Origin of the sequence: Parafrankia sp. EUN1f (assembly GCF_000177675.1) — a bacterium.
Lineage (GTDB): Bacteria > Actinomycetota > Actinomycetes > Frankiales > Frankiaceae > Parafrankia.
In genome coordinates this window covers 1-15,265 of sequence record NZ_ADGX01000103.1, presented here as the reverse complement: position 1 = coordinate 15,265, position 15,265 = coordinate 1, and the positions used below count along the sequence as shown (strand labels likewise).

General features: G+C 73.3%; 10 protein-coding genes and 1 pseudogene. 6 read left to right on the top strand and 5 right to left on the bottom strand.

The annotated features are described in order from the left end of the window. Positions 1–652: 652 nt before the first annotated feature. Positions 653–1,372: a ferritin-like fold-containing protein gene (locus tag FREUN1FDRAFT_RS25895; RefSeq protein WP_157475331.1), complete on the top strand. Its 720-nt coding sequence runs from the start codon at positions 653–655 to the stop codon at positions 1,370–1,372. Positions 1,373–1,912: 540 nt separating this feature from the next. On the opposite strand, the gene FREUN1FDRAFT_RS25890 is transcribed toward FREUN1FDRAFT_RS25895, so the two are convergent. From FREUN1FDRAFT_RS25890 to FREUN1FDRAFT_RS25880, 3 genes are all read right to left on the bottom strand, one after another. Beyond that, positions 1,913–2,140 (bottom strand): DUF3107 domain-containing protein, encoded by a 228-nt coding sequence (locus tag FREUN1FDRAFT_RS25890; protein WP_006543213.1) that lies wholly within the window; start codon positions 2,138–2,140, stop codon positions 1,913–1,915. Positions 2,141–2,413: 273 nt separating this feature from the next. Beyond that, positions 2,414–3,115: a TetR/AcrR family transcriptional regulator gene (locus FREUN1FDRAFT_RS25885; RefSeq protein WP_006543212.1), complete on the bottom strand. Its 702-nt coding sequence runs from the start codon at positions 3,113–3,115 to the stop codon at positions 2,414–2,416. A 145-nt stretch (positions 3,116–3,260) separates the two neighbouring features. Then, positions 3,261–3,461: a hypothetical protein gene (locus FREUN1FDRAFT_RS25880; protein WP_006543211.1), complete on the bottom strand. Its 201-nt coding sequence runs from the start codon at positions 3,459–3,461 to the stop codon at positions 3,261–3,263. Positions 3,462–3,723: 262 nt separating this feature from the next. Here FREUN1FDRAFT_RS25880 and FREUN1FDRAFT_RS25875 point away from each other — a divergent pair, with 262 nt between their 5' ends. The 3 genes from FREUN1FDRAFT_RS25875 to FREUN1FDRAFT_RS25865 all read left to right on the top strand — a co-directional run bounded on the left by FREUN1FDRAFT_RS25875 (position 3,724) and on the right by FREUN1FDRAFT_RS25865 (position 6,949). Further along, complete coding sequence (locus tag FREUN1FDRAFT_RS25875; RefSeq protein ID WP_006543210.1) at positions 3,724–4,842, top strand: Ku protein; 1,119 nt, start codon at positions 3,724–3,726, stop codon at positions 4,840–4,842. A gap of 352 nt (positions 4,843–5,194) precedes the next feature. Then, positions 5,195–6,367: an adenylyltransferase/sulfurtransferase MoeZ gene (gene moeZ / locus FREUN1FDRAFT_RS25870; protein WP_006543209.1), complete on the top strand. Its 1,173-nt coding sequence runs from the start codon at positions 5,195–5,197 to the stop codon at positions 6,365–6,367. Positions 6,368–6,598: 231 nt separating this feature from the next. Beyond that, on the top strand, positions 6,599–6,949 hold the full coding sequence (locus tag FREUN1FDRAFT_RS25865) for an MGMT family protein (protein WP_006543208.1): 351 nt from the start codon (positions 6,599–6,601) through the stop codon (positions 6,947–6,949). Between the two features lie 149 nt (positions 6,950–7,098). Here FREUN1FDRAFT_RS25865 and FREUN1FDRAFT_RS25860 read toward each other — a convergent pair whose 3' ends face one another. After that, positions 7,099–8,028, bottom strand: a complete 930-nt coding sequence (locus FREUN1FDRAFT_RS25860; RefSeq protein ID WP_006543207.1) for an SDR family NAD(P)-dependent oxidoreductase — start codon at positions 8,026–8,028, stop codon at positions 7,099–7,101. A gap of 180 nt (positions 8,029–8,208) precedes the next feature. On the opposite strand from FREUN1FDRAFT_RS25860, the gene FREUN1FDRAFT_RS25855 reads away from it, so the two are divergent. Together FREUN1FDRAFT_RS25855 and FREUN1FDRAFT_RS25850 are read left to right on the top strand one after the other, a co-directional pair. Continuing rightward, complete coding sequence (locus FREUN1FDRAFT_RS25855; RefSeq protein ID WP_006543206.1) at positions 8,209–11,655, top strand: ATP-dependent DNA helicase; 3,447 nt, start codon at positions 8,209–8,211, stop codon at positions 11,653–11,655. Then, a complete protein-coding gene (locus FREUN1FDRAFT_RS25850; RefSeq protein WP_006543205.1) occupies positions 11,652–15,068 on the top strand; it encodes an ATP-dependent DNA helicase in 3,417 nt (1,138 codons plus the stop codon). Before FREUN1FDRAFT_RS25855 ends, FREUN1FDRAFT_RS25850 begins: the two co-directional genes overlap by 4 nt. Positions 15,069–15,078: 10 nt before the next feature. Here FREUN1FDRAFT_RS25850 and FREUN1FDRAFT_RS25845 read toward each other — a convergent pair. After that, positions 15,079–15,265 (bottom strand): annotated as a pseudogene (locus FREUN1FDRAFT_RS25845) (endonuclease); the annotation flags it as partial.

Genomic DNA, 15,265 nt, shown 5'->3' with positions numbered 1-15,265 from the left:
GGGACGCTCCTGGTCTGCTCTGAGCGGTGTCCTACGCTGAACCCGCTCGCGATATGCCGCGCGGCGCCAGCGGCCCGATTCCCGGGGCGGCGTCAGTCGATCAGCGGCCTGATGGCTGGGTGGTGTGATGACCACCGGCTGAGCCAAGGATAACCCGGGTCCCGCCCTGCGTGGGTGTGATATTGCAATGTTCTCGTTCTGTCTGTTCGCTGATCTGTGCGTGGCGACGCTGGCCGTCGTCGGAATTCGTGCCCACAGACGCCACGCGGCACCGGTTCCGCTGTCGCCACCCCCTGCTCGGCGACGTGCCCGACACCTCGCGAGACTTCTGTCGTCGGCCTGCCGACATCCCACCTTCATGCCAACGACACATCACCTCAGGACGATCGAAATGCGACATTACGGTCGGTTTGGCAGGCCAACCTGGCCGAGGTGACGTGCGGGCGGCCTACCGGGCTACCGGCCCGCCGGGCTACCGGGCTACCGGGCTACCGGGCTGCCGGGCTACCGGCCCGCCGTACCGCGGTCCCGTGGCCGGGCACGTTCGGGCATGTGGGCGCATGTTGGCGCACGTGTTGCTCGCCCGTCACGCGGGACGTCCAGCCAGCACGTGCGCACCGGCGCGATCGCCGGGAAGTGCCAGAATCACGCCGTGGCCCAGACTTCGCAGACCCGCCTCGGAACTCCTACCGCCCCCTCGCCTGGGCCCATCGGCGAGCCGGCCGCGCCGGGAGGCGCGGACCCTGCTCTGGTCGACCTGCTGGGCCTGCTCGCCTTCGGTGAGCTGACCGCCTTCGAGCGGATGGCTACGGACGCCCGCATGGCTCCGACGCTGGCGGACAAGATCGAACTCGGCCGGATGGCGGCGGCCGAGTTCGCGCATTTCGAGGCAATCGGGAGCGAGCTTCATCGGCTCGGGGTGGACCTCGAACAGGCGATGGCGCCGTTCGTGCCCGCGCTGACGGCGTTCCACAACCTCACCGCACCGTCGGACTGGCTGGAGAGCCTCGTAAAGGCCTATGTCGGGGACAACATCGCCGCCGATTTCTACCGGGAGATCGCCGGTCGGCTCGAGCCCGAGCCACGGGCACTGGTCCTGAGCGTGCTCGCCGACACCGGCCACGCGGCCTTCGCCGTCGAACGGGTGCGTGCCGCCATCGCCAGCAACCCGGTGATGGCGGGCCGGCTCGCGCTGTGGGCCCGTCGCCTGGTCGGGGAGGCACTGACCCAGGCGCAGCGGGTCGCGGCCGACCGGGACGCGCTGACCGGCCTGCTCGCCGGTGTGGGAGATCTGGAGGAGATCGCAGAGATCTTCAACCGCATCATGGCGGCGCACCGCCAGCGGATGGCCGCCCTCGGCCTCTCCGCCTGAGGCCCGGCTCGCCTCCCGGGCAGCTGCTGGGCAGGATCTGAGGCGCCCCGGTAGCCCCGCAGCTCGAAGAGAAGATCTGAGGATATTGGTCGTTCCGAGGCCCGTCGCGGAAATCCGAGGCTCGGACCGCCGCTGCCGCAGCCGCTCCCGAGCAAGGAGCGAGGATTTCGGCTGCTGCAGCAACCAGGATCCTCAGATCTTGCTCAGTAGCAGCGGCGGCCCGAAGCCGCAGCTCAGAAGATCTGAGGATTTATGCCGTCCGCACGACCACGATCCTCAGATCTTGCCCGGCAGCAACGGCAGCCCGACGACGCTCGGGATTTTCGCGCCACGCGCCACGCGCCACGGCAGGGCCAGGGCCAGGGGTGACCAAGATCCGTCACTCCGCGACCTTGACCCTCGAGCTGAGGGGTTGGGTGGGAGCCCTGACTCAGGAGCGACTGGTGCCGGCTGGTACCCGCTTCTCCGGTGGGCCAGCCGGCACCCGTTCAGCCGACGTCCGAGGTCAGCTGATGTCTGAGATCAGCTGACGTCTGAGTGTCAGCTGGTGCCGAAACCGACCCGGCGGGCCTCGGACTCCGCGATCTCGACGTAGGCGAGCGCGTCCACCGGGACGACGACCCGGCGCCCCTTCTCGTCCACGAGGGTGAGAAGTCCGGTCTTGCCACCGACCGCCTCGCTGATCAGCGACGCGACCGCCTCTGGTGACTGGGTGCTCTCCAGTACCAGCTCGCGGGCGACGTGCTTGATCCCGATCTTGACCTCCACTCGATGACCTCCGCGTGGTCGAGTTTGGCTGGGGGCGTTCTCCGTGACGGCGAGCGCCGCCGACGGGACGATCAGCGCCCACACTATGGCCTACGGGCCGCCGGGCGGGCTTGGTGGCACGCTGTTCGCTCCGGGCACACGCTCGCTCCGGGCACACGCTCGCTCCGGGCACACGCTCGCTCCGGGCACACGCTCGCTCCGGGCACACGCCGGACGCGGGCCGGTCGCCGCGGCGCGCCGGAGCATCCCGTGCGGTCGGCGCATCCCGCGCGATCAGGCCGGCTCGACCGCCTCGACCTCGACTGGCGTGGTCTCGACTGGGGTCTCGCCCGCCTCGCCGTGGGGCGTCTGGCGGGGGTAGCCGGCGATTCCCCGCCAGGCCAGCTCCACCAGCTGCTCCACGGCGCGTTCCTTGGGGATCGTGGCGCCGCGCTGCAGCCACCAGCGTGCGCCCGACTCGGCCTGGCCGACCAGCCCGACCGCCAGCAGATCGGCTTCGTCCTGGGTGAGGCCGGTGTCCACGACGATGGTCGCCGCGATCGCGCGCACGCACTGCGCGAAGCTGTCCTCCACCCGCTGCCGGACGGCGGGCTCGCTGCGCAGGTCCGACTCCAGGACGAGCTGGTGCGCACCGCTGGGGTCGTTGACGAAGTCGAAATAGGCCCGGACGGACCGCTCGACGCGCACATGGTTGTCGGTCGTGGAGGCCAGCGCGGCGCGCACCGCCGAGACCAGCCGTTCCGTGTGCTCGTCGACCAAAGCCAGGTAAAGGTCGAGCTTGCCGGGAAAATGCTGGTAGAGGACGGGCTTGCTGACCCCGGCCCGCTCGGCGATCTCATCCATCGCCGCGGCGTGGTACCCGTGGGCGACGAACACCTCCCGGGCCGCGCCCAGGAGCTGGAACCGGCGCGCGCTTCGGGGAAGCCGGGGGGTGCGACCCGGACGCGACTGCGGCGCCGCAGGCTCGGCTGTCACCCGCGCACCTCCTGACTGATCACCGGCGTTGGCCGACCACACCGTTCGCCGACTACACGGTGGCCGTCGGTGCCCAGCCACGTCGACATCTCGCCAACAGTACCCGCGTTGGCGCCCTCGGCCCTGGATGACCGGCTCGACCGGCCTAGCGGTATTCCTCCTCGTCGTCCTGGTCGACGACGAGGTTCTGCTCGACGGTGTCGAACTCGTCGGCCTCGGCGGGGCGGGTCACCCGAGGCCCGTCGGCCGCCGGAGTGTCCGCGACATCCGCTGGACGTAGCTCGCGGGACTGCTCGGCGGCGTCGGCGTCCGGGACCTCCAGAAGCTGCTCGGTCGGTGATCTCATCAGGCGCTCCCCTCATCGCTTGCCGCTGCATCGCTTGCCGCTGCCGCCGGAGGTGGCTCGGCTCCGCCGGGTGGCTCGCTGCTCGCCGCCTGCCAGGGTCGCTCGTCACCTCCGGTGCGGCTTTCCGGCCGCCTGGCACCGATACCCGCCATCGGCGCACCCGACTCGGCGCTGGTTGGACTGGTCCGCACGCGGCCCGGATCGACTTTCCGGTGGTCTTCCAGTGGCACACCATTGTGTTGACTCGAGTTGGGGAGTGAACATGCGTTCGATCTGGAAGGGTGCGATCTCCTTCGGTCTGGTGTCGATCCCGGTCCGGCTCTATTCGGCGACCCAGGAGCGGGATGTTTCGTTCCACCAGGTCAGGCGCTCGGACGGGGTGCGAATCCGGTATCGCCGGGTGGCGGAGAGCGATGGCGAGGAGGTTCCCTACGCGGACATCGCCAAGGGCTACGAGCTGCCCGACGGTGAGACGGTGGTGCTCACCGACGAGGACTTCGCGAGCCTGCCGCTGACGACGTCCCGCTCGATCGATGTGCTGGAGTTCGTGCCCCTCGACCAGGTCGATCCGATCTACTTCGCGAAGAGCTACTACCTGGAGCCGGACCGCCCGGGTCTGAAGCCCTACGTGCTGCTGCGGGACGCGCTTGCCGACTCCGGGCGGGTCGCGCTGGTGAAGGTCGCGCTGCGCCAGCGCGAGCAGCTCGCCACCCTGCGGGTCCGCGACGAGGTGTTCGTCCTGGAGACGATGCTCTGGCCGGACGAGGTGCGCGAGCCGGACTTCGACTTCCTGGCCGAAGAGGTCGACGTCCGTTCGCAGGAGCTGGCCATGGCGGGCTCGCTGATCGAGACCCTGGCCGCGGACTTCGACCCGACGAAGTTCTCCGACGGCTACCGCGAGGCCCTGCAGGCCGTGATCGACGCCAAGATCGCCGGGCGGGAGGTCGTCGCCCCCGCCACCGGCGAGGCCGCGGGGGCACCCGCGGGTGACCTCATGGCGGCGCTGCGGGCGAGCATCGAGGCGGCCCGGGAGGGGCGCGGGGACGGCGGCCCCGAATCCGGTGCGCTCGACGGCGCGCCGGCGCGGGCACGCAGGACGCAGAAGAGCCCGGGCGCGAAGGCGGGCACGAAGAGCCCGACCGATGAGAAGGCCACGGCGGGAACCGCGAAGGCGGCGAAGGTCACGAAGGTGACGGAGGGAACCGCGAAGACCACGACGGGCGCCAAGACCACGACGGGCGCCAAGACCACGACGGGCGCCAAGACCACGACGGGCGCCAAGACCACGACGGGCGCCAAGACCACCGTGGGAACACGGCGGCGCACCCGCGCCGCTGCCCAGGAGGACACCGACCGCGGGCCGACGCGCCGTTCCGCCTGACCGCCCGCCTGGTGTCCAGCCCCTTCGGCCGTCCGTTCTGCCGTCCCGTTCCGCCTGGTGTGTCTTGCCGCGCGCCGGCCCGCTGTCGCGCGAGCCACTTCCCGGTGATGTGCGACATCGGGAACAGCGGAGCCGGGGGATGCGCTGCACCATGGTGGAGGATTCCGGGCGACCCGCCTGCGGGCGTGGTCGTGCGGGAAGGCACGTGAACCGTCGATCGCGGCTGCCGGCACCGGTGGCTGTGGCATCGTCGGGTGGGAACACTGGGCGTTTTCCATCGTCGACTCGGGCTCTCGGCTTCCCTGGCCCTGGGACGTGAGATGGAAGGCCCACTGAGAAGGCGAGGAGCAACGTGTCACTACCGCCCCTGGTCTCCCCCGCCGAGGGGCTGACCGTCGACGAGGTCCGCAGGTACTCGCGGCATCTGATCATTCCGGACGTCGCGATGGACGGGCAGAAGCGGCTCAAGAACGCCCGGGTGCTCGCCGTGGGCGCGGGTGGCCTGGGCTCGCCGACGCTGATGTACCTGGCCGCGGCCGGTGTCGGCACGTTGGGCATTGTGGAGTTCGACGTCGTGGATGAGTCGAATCTGCAGCGGCAGATCATCCATGGGCAGTCCGACGTCGGCCGGAGCAAGGCCGAGTCCGCGCGGGACGCCGTGCACGAGATCAACCCGTACGTGAACGTCGTGATCCACGAGCTCAGGCTGGACACCTCCAACGTCATGGAGATCTTCAGTCAGTACGACCTGATCGTCGACGGCACGGACAACTTCGCTACCCGCTACCTGGTCAACGACGCCTGTGTGCTGCTCGGCAAGCCGTACGTCTGGGGATCGATCTACCGGTTCGACGGCCAGGCGAGTGTCTTCTGGGCCGAGCACGGCCCCTGCTACCGCTGCCTCTACCCGGAGCCGCCGCCGCCCGGCATGGTGCCGTCGTGCGCGGAGGGCGGTGTGCTCGGCGTGCTGTGCGCCTCGATCGGGTCGATCCAGACCACGGAGGCCATCAAGCTGCTGACCGGCGTCGGCGAGCCGCTCGTCGGCCGGCTGATGGTCTACGACGCCCTGGAGATGACCTATCGCTCCATCAAGGTCCGCAAGGATCCGGAGTGCCCGCTGTGCGGGAAGAACCCCTCCATCACGGAGCTCATCGACTACGAGGCGTTCTGCGGCGTCGTCTCCGAGGAGGCCCAGCAGGCCGCCTCCGGCTCGACGATCACCGCGGCCGAGCTCAAGGGCATCCTGGACGGCGGGGAGCCGATCGAGCTCGTCGACGTCCGGGAGCCCGCGGAGTGGGAGATCGTGCGGATCCCCGGCGCGCGGCTGATCCCCAAGGGTGACCTGCCGGCGCATCTGTCGGAGCTGCCACAGGATCGGCGGGTCGTCGTCTACTGCAAGAGCGGTGTGCGCTCCGCCGAGGCGCTGGCGACGCTCAAGGCCGCCGGTTTCTCGTCCGCGGTGCACGTCCAGGGCGGGGTGACCGCCTGGGCCACCCAGGTCGACAAGACGCTGCCCGTCTACTAGCGCAGCGGCGTCGGGGGCGCCGGCCCGGTCGGCGCCGGTCCTGGCGAAGTGCCGTCGCTGCTTCCGAGTAAGGAGCGGGGATTTCGGTTGTTGCAGCAGCCGAAATCCTCGCTTCTTGCGGATTGCCAAGTGGCCTGCGCGCACCGTTTGCGCCTATTGGCGTGAATTGCTGGCGCTGGCTCCTGTTCGCTCCTGCTGGCTCGTGACAAATTCGATCGGGAGGCCGCGCCCGTGCCCGAACACAGGCTTCTGGGCGGGCCCGGCCTGACCCCCTACGCCGTCGCGGTGCTCGACGTCGTCGCCAGCATCCCCGCCGGCAAGGTGATGACCTACGGCGACATCGCGGAGTACGTCGGTGCCGGCAGCGGGCGGACCGTCGGCTCGGTGCTCGCGCGCCACGGCGGCGAGGAGGACGTCCCGTGGCATCGGGTGATCAGGTCCTCCGGGGAGCCGAACCCGGCCGCGCCGGTGGAGGCCCTTCGCCGGCTGCGTGCGGACGGCACCCCGCTGCGGCCCGCCGGTGACCGCGTCGATCTGCGGTCGGCCCGCTGGGACGGGCGTTCCGCCGGCCCGGGTGGCTGAGGCCTCCCTCGCCGGAGCCTCCCTCGCCGGAGCCTCCTTCGCGCGCGCCTCAGTCGGGACGAGACCCAGTCGGACGAGCCTCAGTCGGACGAGCCTCAGTCGGGACGAGCCTCGACGGTGTCGGTGACGGGTCCCGGCGGTGACTGGTCTCAGCGGGCGGTGAACCCGCCGTCGGCGGAGTAGACGCTGCCGGTCACCAGCGAGGCCCGGTCCGAGAGCAGGAAGTACACGACCTCGGCCACCTCGTCGGCGGTGCCCAGCCGGTTGGTCGGCTGGAAGAAACGCGCGCCGCGCTGCCCGCGAACCATCGCGGTGTCGATGAAGCCCGGAGCCACCGCGTTGACGCGGATGCCACGGGTCGCGTTGTCCAGCGCGGCGGCCTTGGTCAGGCCGATCACGCCGTGCTTCGCGGCCACGTACGCGGGTGTGCCGGGCAGGCCGACGGTGCCCAGGACGGACGCCATGTTCACGATCGAGCCGCCGCCGCTGGCGAGCATCGCCGGGATCTCCGCCCGCATGCTGTAGAAGACTCCGGACAGGTTCACGGCGATCACCTTGTCCCAGTCGGCCAGCGGGACGTCCTCCAGCGGCGCCCGGTCGGTCACAACCCCGGCGTTGTTGACCGCCAGGTCCAGCCGCCCCTGCAGCTCGAACGCGGTCTGCACGGCTCCCGCCACCGCCTCGGGGTCGGCGACGTCGACGACGGTCACCAGCGTCTCGCCGCCGGCCGCCTCGATCTGCACGGCGACCTCCTTCGCCGCCTCGCCGTCCCGGTCGGCGATGACCACGTAGGCGCCGGCGGCGGAGAGCCGGCGCGCGCAGGCGGCGCCGATGCCGGATCCCGCGCCGGTGACGAACGCGACCCGGCCGGCCAGATCACCGCGCTCCGTGCTCGGAGCAGGTCCCGGCCTGGGGCCTGGTGTGGATTCCGGCTCGGGGTCGTCCGAGGGCAGGGCTCCGGGCCCGGAACGGACGCCTTGATCAGGCTGGATCCTGGTACTGCTCATAACGACTGACGGTGCCATGGACTGTCCGTGTTCCGCACCCATACCGACACCTTTGGTGCAATTCGTGTTCATCTTGTGCTGCTCCAAGGGTCCTGTGTCGGTCCTACGAGACTCCGTGGCGGGGCAGCCCTACGCCAGGCGTTGGCGATCTTGACGGGCTGTCGTGATGAGCTGTGCTGTGTGGTCCGTGTTCCGCCTACCGCCCGCCAGCCGCCGCGGCGACCGTTTCGCCTGGTGGCACCACCCGCACCGATGGTGTCACCCATCGTGTTGGATGCTGCGCAGGCCGAGGTGGTCGGACACGCCGGAGGCCCACTTCTGGTCCTGGCCGGGCCAGGCACGGGAAAGACCACAACGCTCGTCGAGGCGGTGGCCCGGCGGGTCGAGGCGGGCGCTGATCCCGCGTCGCTGCTGGTCCTCACGTTCAGCCGGCGGGCGGCCCGTCACCTGCGCGAGCGGCTCGCCGTCCGGCTCGGGGCGGGAGCCGTCGGCCCGGCGGCGTGGACGTTCCACGCCTGGTGCCTGGCGCTGCTGAGGGTCTACGGGGCAGACACCGCGTCCGGGGGCCCGCGGCTGCTCTCCGGCCCGGAGCAGGACGCCCGCCTGCGCGACCTGCTCGAAGGGTCCCGTGAGCTCGGCCGTCCGGCCTGGCCCGACGCCCTGGCCGGGGCGCTGGGCACCCGCGGTTTCGCCGAGGAGGTCCGGATGCTGATGGCCCGGGCCAGGGAGGTCGGCGTCGACCCGCCGGCACTGGCCCGGATCGCCCGGCGGGTCGGGCGCGCCGACTGGAAGGCCGTCGCCGAGTTCTACGGCGACTATCTCGACGCCCTCGGCGCCGAGGGCGCGATCGACTACGCCGACCTCGTGCACAGCGCGGCGAACCTCACCGCGCAACAGCCGGTGCTCGCGAGTCTGCGCCAGCGTTACCAGGCGGTCTTCGTCGACGAGTACCAGGACACCGACCCGGCGCAGGAGCGGCTGCTCGCCGCGGTCGCCGGTGGCGGCGGGGACCTGGTGGTCTTCGGAGACCCCGACCAGGCGATCTACGCGTTCCGTGGGGCCCAGGTGCGGGGCCTGCTCGACTTCCCGGCCCGCTTCCCGAGCCGGGACGGATCGCCGGCGCCGGTCACCGCGCTGCGCCGGTGCCGCCGGATGGCCCCGGCCCCGCTCGCCGCGAGCCGGCGGGTGGCGGCCCGGCTCCCGTCGGCCGGCCTGCCCGTCCGGTATGTCCGCGCGCATCGGGATCTCGTCCCGGCGGACAGCGCGGCGGGGCCCGGCCAGGTCTCGGTCCGCACCTATCCGACGGCCGGCGCCGAGGCGGAGGCCGTCGCCGACCTGCTGCGCCGCGAGCACCTGGAGAACGGGGTCGGCTGGGCAGACATGGCTGTCCTGGTCCGCTCGACGGCGGGCCTCGGCGTGCTGCGCCGGGTGCTGACGGCGTCCGGGGTCCCGGTGAGTGTCGGCGGTGGCGAGCTGCCGGTGGCGCGGGAGCCGGCCGCCGAGCTGCTGCTGACGGCGCTGCGGTGCGCGGACGACCCGTCCCGCCACCTCACCCCGGAGACGGCGCGCGCACTGCTCACCTCACCGTTGGGCGGGGCCGACCCGGCCGGCCTGCGCGCGCTCGGCCGTGAGCTGCGGGCCCTCGACGCGGCCACGACGGTCTCACCGGCCCAGGACGACGCACTGGCCCGGGACGCGGCGGCCGACGACGCGCCGGCCCAGGAGGACGTCCCGTCGCCCGACGGCGGGGATGAGCACGCGGGTGCGGCCCGGATGCCGGGAACGCCCGCCTCGTCCTCCGAACTGTTGCGGGCCGCGGTCGCCGACCCGCAGCGGATGCTTCTGATGGTCCCGGACGAGTTGGCGGCGCCGGTCCACCGGCTCGGGCAGCTGCTGCGGACGGTGCGGGCGGAGCTGCGCCGTGGCGGCGCCCCCGAGGACGCGCTGTGGACCCTCTGGTCGGCGAGCGGCTGGGGACCCAGGCTGGAACGGGCCTCGGCGGCGGGCGGGGCCGCCGGCCGGTCGGCGGACCGTGACCTCGACGCGGTCGTCGCGCTCTTCGACGCGGTCGAACGCCTCGGTGAGCGCCGCGGGCCCGGGTTCGGCGTGGCGTCGGTGGTCAGCGAGCTCACCCACCAGCAGATCGCCCCGGACACCGAGACCAGGGCCGGTCGTCCGGCCACCGTCCGGCTGCTCACCGCGCACCGCTCCAAAGGGCTGGAATGGCAGGTCGTCGTCGTCTGCGGGGTGCAGGACGGCGTCTGGCCCGATCTGCGCCAGCGGCACAGCCTGCTCGGCGCCGAACAGCTGGACGCACCACACCGGGGCGGAGGTGGGGTGCGGCCGCCCCGCACCCGCGACGAGTTGCTCGCCGACGAGCGGCGGCTGTTCTACGTGGCGCTCACCCGGGCGCGGCGGCGTCTCGTGGTCACGGCGGTGGACGGCGCCGACGACGACGGGGAGCAGCCCAGCAGGTTCCTCGACGAGCTGGGCGTCCAGGTGGAGAAGGTGCGATCCCGCTCGGTGCGGCCGCTAACCCTGGTCGGGCTGGTCGCCGCGCTGCGGCGGCTGACCGTCGACCCGGACGCCTCGGCGGCGATGCGCTCGGCGGCCGCCGTCCGGCTCGCGGCGCTCGCGGCGGCTCGCGACGGTGCCGGCCGGACGCTGGTGCCCGCGGCCCATCCGAACCGCTGGTGGGGCCTGGTGGACGTCACCAGCTCGTCGGTGCCGGTCGTCGCGCCGGACGGTCCGATCGCGCTGTCGGGCTCGTCGCTGTCCGGCCTGGCCACCTGCGGCCTGCGCTGGTTCCTCGAACACGAGGCGCAGGCCGCCGAGCCGGCGTCGGCGGCGCAGGGCTTCGGCAAGGTGGTGCACGCCCTCGCCGACGAGGTGTCGAGCGGGCGCACCCCCGCCCGGATGGACGCCCTCGACGCCCGGCTCGACCTCGTGTGGCGGCAGCTGGAGTTCGACTCGCGCTGGCGCTCCGAGCAGGAACGGTCGGCGGCGCGTGAGGCGCTGCGCCGGTTCCTGGACTGGCACGCCGCTCGGCGGCGGGAGGTTGTGGCCTCCGAGGTGCGCTTCGCGTGCGACATCGAGGTCGCCGGCCGGGTCGTCCGGCTGCGCGGCTTCATCGACCGGGTCGAGCTCGACGACGACGGCCGGGTGCACGTCGTCGACTTCAAGACCGGGCGCGCGGCGCCGAGCCGGCGCGATCTGCAGACCCATGCCCAGCTCGGCAGCTACCAGCTGGCCGTCCGCGAGGGCGCGCTCGACCGCGTCCTGGACGAGGCCGCGGCCGGCTCCCGCGCGGCGCCTGACCCGGGTTCCGCGACCGACTCGGGCTCCGCGACCGGCCTGGGCTCCGGGTCGGATCCGGGTTCCGTGCCCGACCCGGGTTCCGCGGCCGGCTCCCGCCCGCCGGCGGTTCCGGGCGGGGCGGAGCTGGTTCATCTGCGGCGTGACGCCGGTGGCGAGAGCCTCGGCCCCCGGCTGCCGGACGAGCAGCCGGCGCCACCCGAGGTGCAGGCCCAGGAGGCGCTGCCCACCGACGGGCGGGTGTGGATCGACGATCTGGTGGAGGACGCGGTCCGGACAATCACCAGCGAGTCGTTCCGGCCGACACCGGGCGATGCGTGCACGATGTGTTCGTTTCGTCGATCCTGCCCGGCCCGGCCGGAGGGGGAACAGGTGATCGATTGACCAGCCTCGCGGGTGCCGGCTCGCAGCAGGCGCTGCCCGGCTTCGGCCCGGCGGCCGGCGCCGTTGGCGACGACGAGCCCCGCGGCCCCCGGCTGGAGCCCGAGGATCTCCGTGACCTGCTCGGTGTCCCGTACACCGACGAGCAGCTCGCCGCCGCGACCGCGCCGCTGGAGCCCGCGGTGGTGATCGCCGGTGCCGGTTCGGGCAAGACGTCCGTCATGGCCGCCCGGGTGGTGTGGCTGGTGGCGACCCGTCAGGTGGAGCCGGGGCGGGTGCTCGGCCTCACCTTCACCAACAAGGCGGCGGCGGAGCTGGCCGGGCGGGTCCGGCTGGCGCTGCGCCGGGCCGCGGAGGCCGGCCGAGGCCCGGGTGAGGGGCAGGGCCAGGGCCGGCCGGGCGACGGACCCGGACCCGGTGCCGGGTCCGGGTCCGGGGACGAGCCGACGATCAGCACGTACCACGCCTACGCCGGTCGGCTGGTCGGCGAGCACGCGCTGCGGCTCGGCCTCGAACCGGACACGAGGATGCTCGTCGCCGCCGCGCGGTACCAGCTCGCGGCCCGGGTCGTGCGCACGCACGGCGGCCGAGTCGAGGCGCTCACCCGGTCGATCTCGGCCCTGGTGGCGGACCTTGTCGCGCTGGACGGCGAGATGAGCGAGCATCTCGTCGCGGCGGACGACCTGATGGCGTTCGACGCCGCCCTGTTCGGCCAGGCCCTCGCCGCGCTGGCGGACGCGGCCCGCCGCCCGGGCACGAAGACGCTGCGCAAGGAACTGCGCCGGATCGCGGCGACGGCGCGGGGCCGGCGCGAGCTCGCCGCGCTCGTCGCCGACTACCGGGTGGCCCGGCGGGCCCGCGACGTCCTCGACTTCGGTGACCAGGTCACCTTCGCCGCCCGGCTGGCCGGGCGGTACCCGGAGGTGGCGGCCGCCGAACGCGGCCGGGCCGGGGTGGTGCTGCTCGACGAGTACCAGGACACCTCCGTCGCGCAGCGGACGATGCTGGCCGGGCTGTTCGGCGCCGGGCATCCGGTCACCGCGGTCGGCGACCCCTGCCAGGCGATCTACGGCTGGCGGGGTGCCTCGGTCGCGAACCTCGACAACTTCCCCGAGCACTTCCCGCGCGCCGACGGCACGCCGGCCGCCCGGTACCGGCTGTCGGTGAACCAGCGCAGCGGCGGCCGGCTGCTCGCGCTGGCCAACGACGTGGCCGCGCCGCTGCGGGCCCGCCACCATGTCGTCGAGCTGCGGCCGCGGGCGGATGTCGTCGCCGCCGGGCGCACCCTGGTGGCGCTGCACGAGAGCTGGGCGCAGGAGGTCGCGTGGGTCGCCGAACGGCTGGCGGAGCTGGTCGCCGCGGGGGAGCGGCCCGGCAGCATGGCGGTGCTGGTGCGGGCCCGGTCCGACGTCCGGGCCCTGCACACGGCGCTGACCGCCGCCGGGCTGCCGGTCGAGGTGGTCGGCCTGGCCGGGCTGCTGGATCTTCCCGAGATCGCGGATGTCGTCACCGTCCTGGAGGTGCTGGAGTCCCCGATCGCGAACGCGGCGCTGGTGCGGCTGCTCACCGGCCCGCGGCTACGCCTCGGTCCACGGGACCTGGCGGCGCTGGGCCGGCGGGCGCGACAGCTGCTGTCCGCCGACACCGCCCGGGACGGGGCCGCGGCTGCCGCGTCCGGGCCGGCGGCCGCGGACCCGCTGGCCGAGGCGGTTGCCGGCATCGACCCCTGCGATGTCGTCGCGCTCGCGGACGCCCTCACCGATCCGGGGCCGGAGATCTCCGCGGCCGGCCGGGAGCGGGTGATCGAGCTCGGTGCGGAGCTGGCCGCGCTGCGCGTCCACGTCGGTGACGGGCTGCTCGACCTGCTGCACCGGGTGATCGCCACCATCGGGCTCGATGTGGAGATCTCCGCCAGCCCGAAGGCGGTCGCGGCCCGCCGGCGGGAGAACCTGGCGGCCTTCCTCGACGCCGCCGCCGACTTCGACGACCCGGACGGGCCGAACTCGCTCGCCTCCTTCCTCGCCTACCTGCGGGCGGCCAGGGAGCACGAGCGCGGCCTGGACATCACCGGTCCGAGCGGCGCGGACGCGGTCGCGCTGATGACCGTGCACCGGGCGAAGGGCCTCGAATGGGAGGTCGTGGCCGTTCCGGACCTGAGCCGGGGGGTCTTTCCCGACCTGACCGTGCGGGACCGGTGGACGACGTCGACCGGTGTGCTGCCCACACCGCTGCGCGGCGATGCGGCCGAGCTGCCCGCCTATGCCGTCAGCGACTCGAAGGCGGAGCTTGCGACCTTCACCGACGACTGCCGGGCCTACCAGGAACGGGAGGAGCGGCGACTGGCCTACGTCGCGTTCACCCGGGCGAAGTCGGTGCTGCTGGGCAGCGGGCACTGGTGGGGGCCGACCCAGCGCACCCGGCGTGGCCCCTCGGTGTTCCTCACCGAGCTGCGTGAGCACGCCGCCGCGGGCCACGGGCAGGTGGCCGTCTGGGCGCCGGAACCGGCTCCGGGCCGCAACCCCGACCTGGCCGTGCCGGCGGAGTTCAGCTGGCCGATGCCCTACGAGCCCGTCGCGTACGCGCGGCGGCGGGAGGCCGCGGCGGCCGTCGAGCAGGCGTTCGCCCTGCTGGGTGCCGGGCAGGCGCCACCCGTCGACGAGCTGGCCGGAATGACCGCCCGGGAACGGGCGCTGCTCGCCGAGCTCGACCGTGAGGCGGCGCTGCTGCTGGCCGAGGAACGATCGGCCCGGGCGCCCTTCCGGGACGTGGCGATGCCGACCAGCCTGACCGCGTCCGACATCGTGCGGCTGCGTGCCGATCCGGCCGAGTTCGCCCGTGAGCTGGCCCGTCCGCTGCCGCGGCGCCCGGTGCCGCAGGCCCGCCGCGGCACCCGGTTCCACACCTGGGTGGAGGAGCTGTTCGATCAGCGGCCGCTGATCGACCTCGACGACGTGGTGGACGCGGCCGGCGCCGAGGGGGCAGCCGGCCAGCGTCTGACCGGCCCGGACCTGGCGGCGCTGCAGGACGCGTTCCTGGCGGGTCCGTACGGCGCCCGCCGCCCGTTCGCGCTGGAGACTCCGTTCGAGGTGATGATCGGCGGGCGGGCGGTGCGCGGTCGCATCGACGCCGTCTACGACCTCGGCGGCGGCCGCTGGGAGGTCGTCGACTGGAAGACGGGCTCGGAGCCGGCCGATCCGGTCCAGCTCGCCGTCTACCGGGTCGCCTGGGCGAAGGTCCGCGGGGTGGCGGTGCCCGACGTCGACGCGGCCTACTTCTACGTCGCCTCCGGGCAGGTGGTCCGTCCGCCGCTGCTGTCCGAGGACGAGATCGTCGCGCTCCTGGCGAATCCCGGTGCCGCCGCTGCCGCCGAGGCCGCCGCCGCCGCGGCCGGCAGCCCCAGGCTGCCCGGTCGCTAGCGGCCCGCGGTCAGCGGCGGATGTCGACCAGCAGGGCGAGGTGGTCGGAGACCGCGGTGCGGCGCGCCTCGCTGGCGGCGACGGTGCCGACCGGGCCGCGGGCCCAGGGATGTGGTCGAGCTGCACCCGGGGCGCGTGCGCCGGGTAGGTGCGGTGGGCGGCGAGGCGGCGCCAGCCGGTGAACCAGGTCGGCAGCC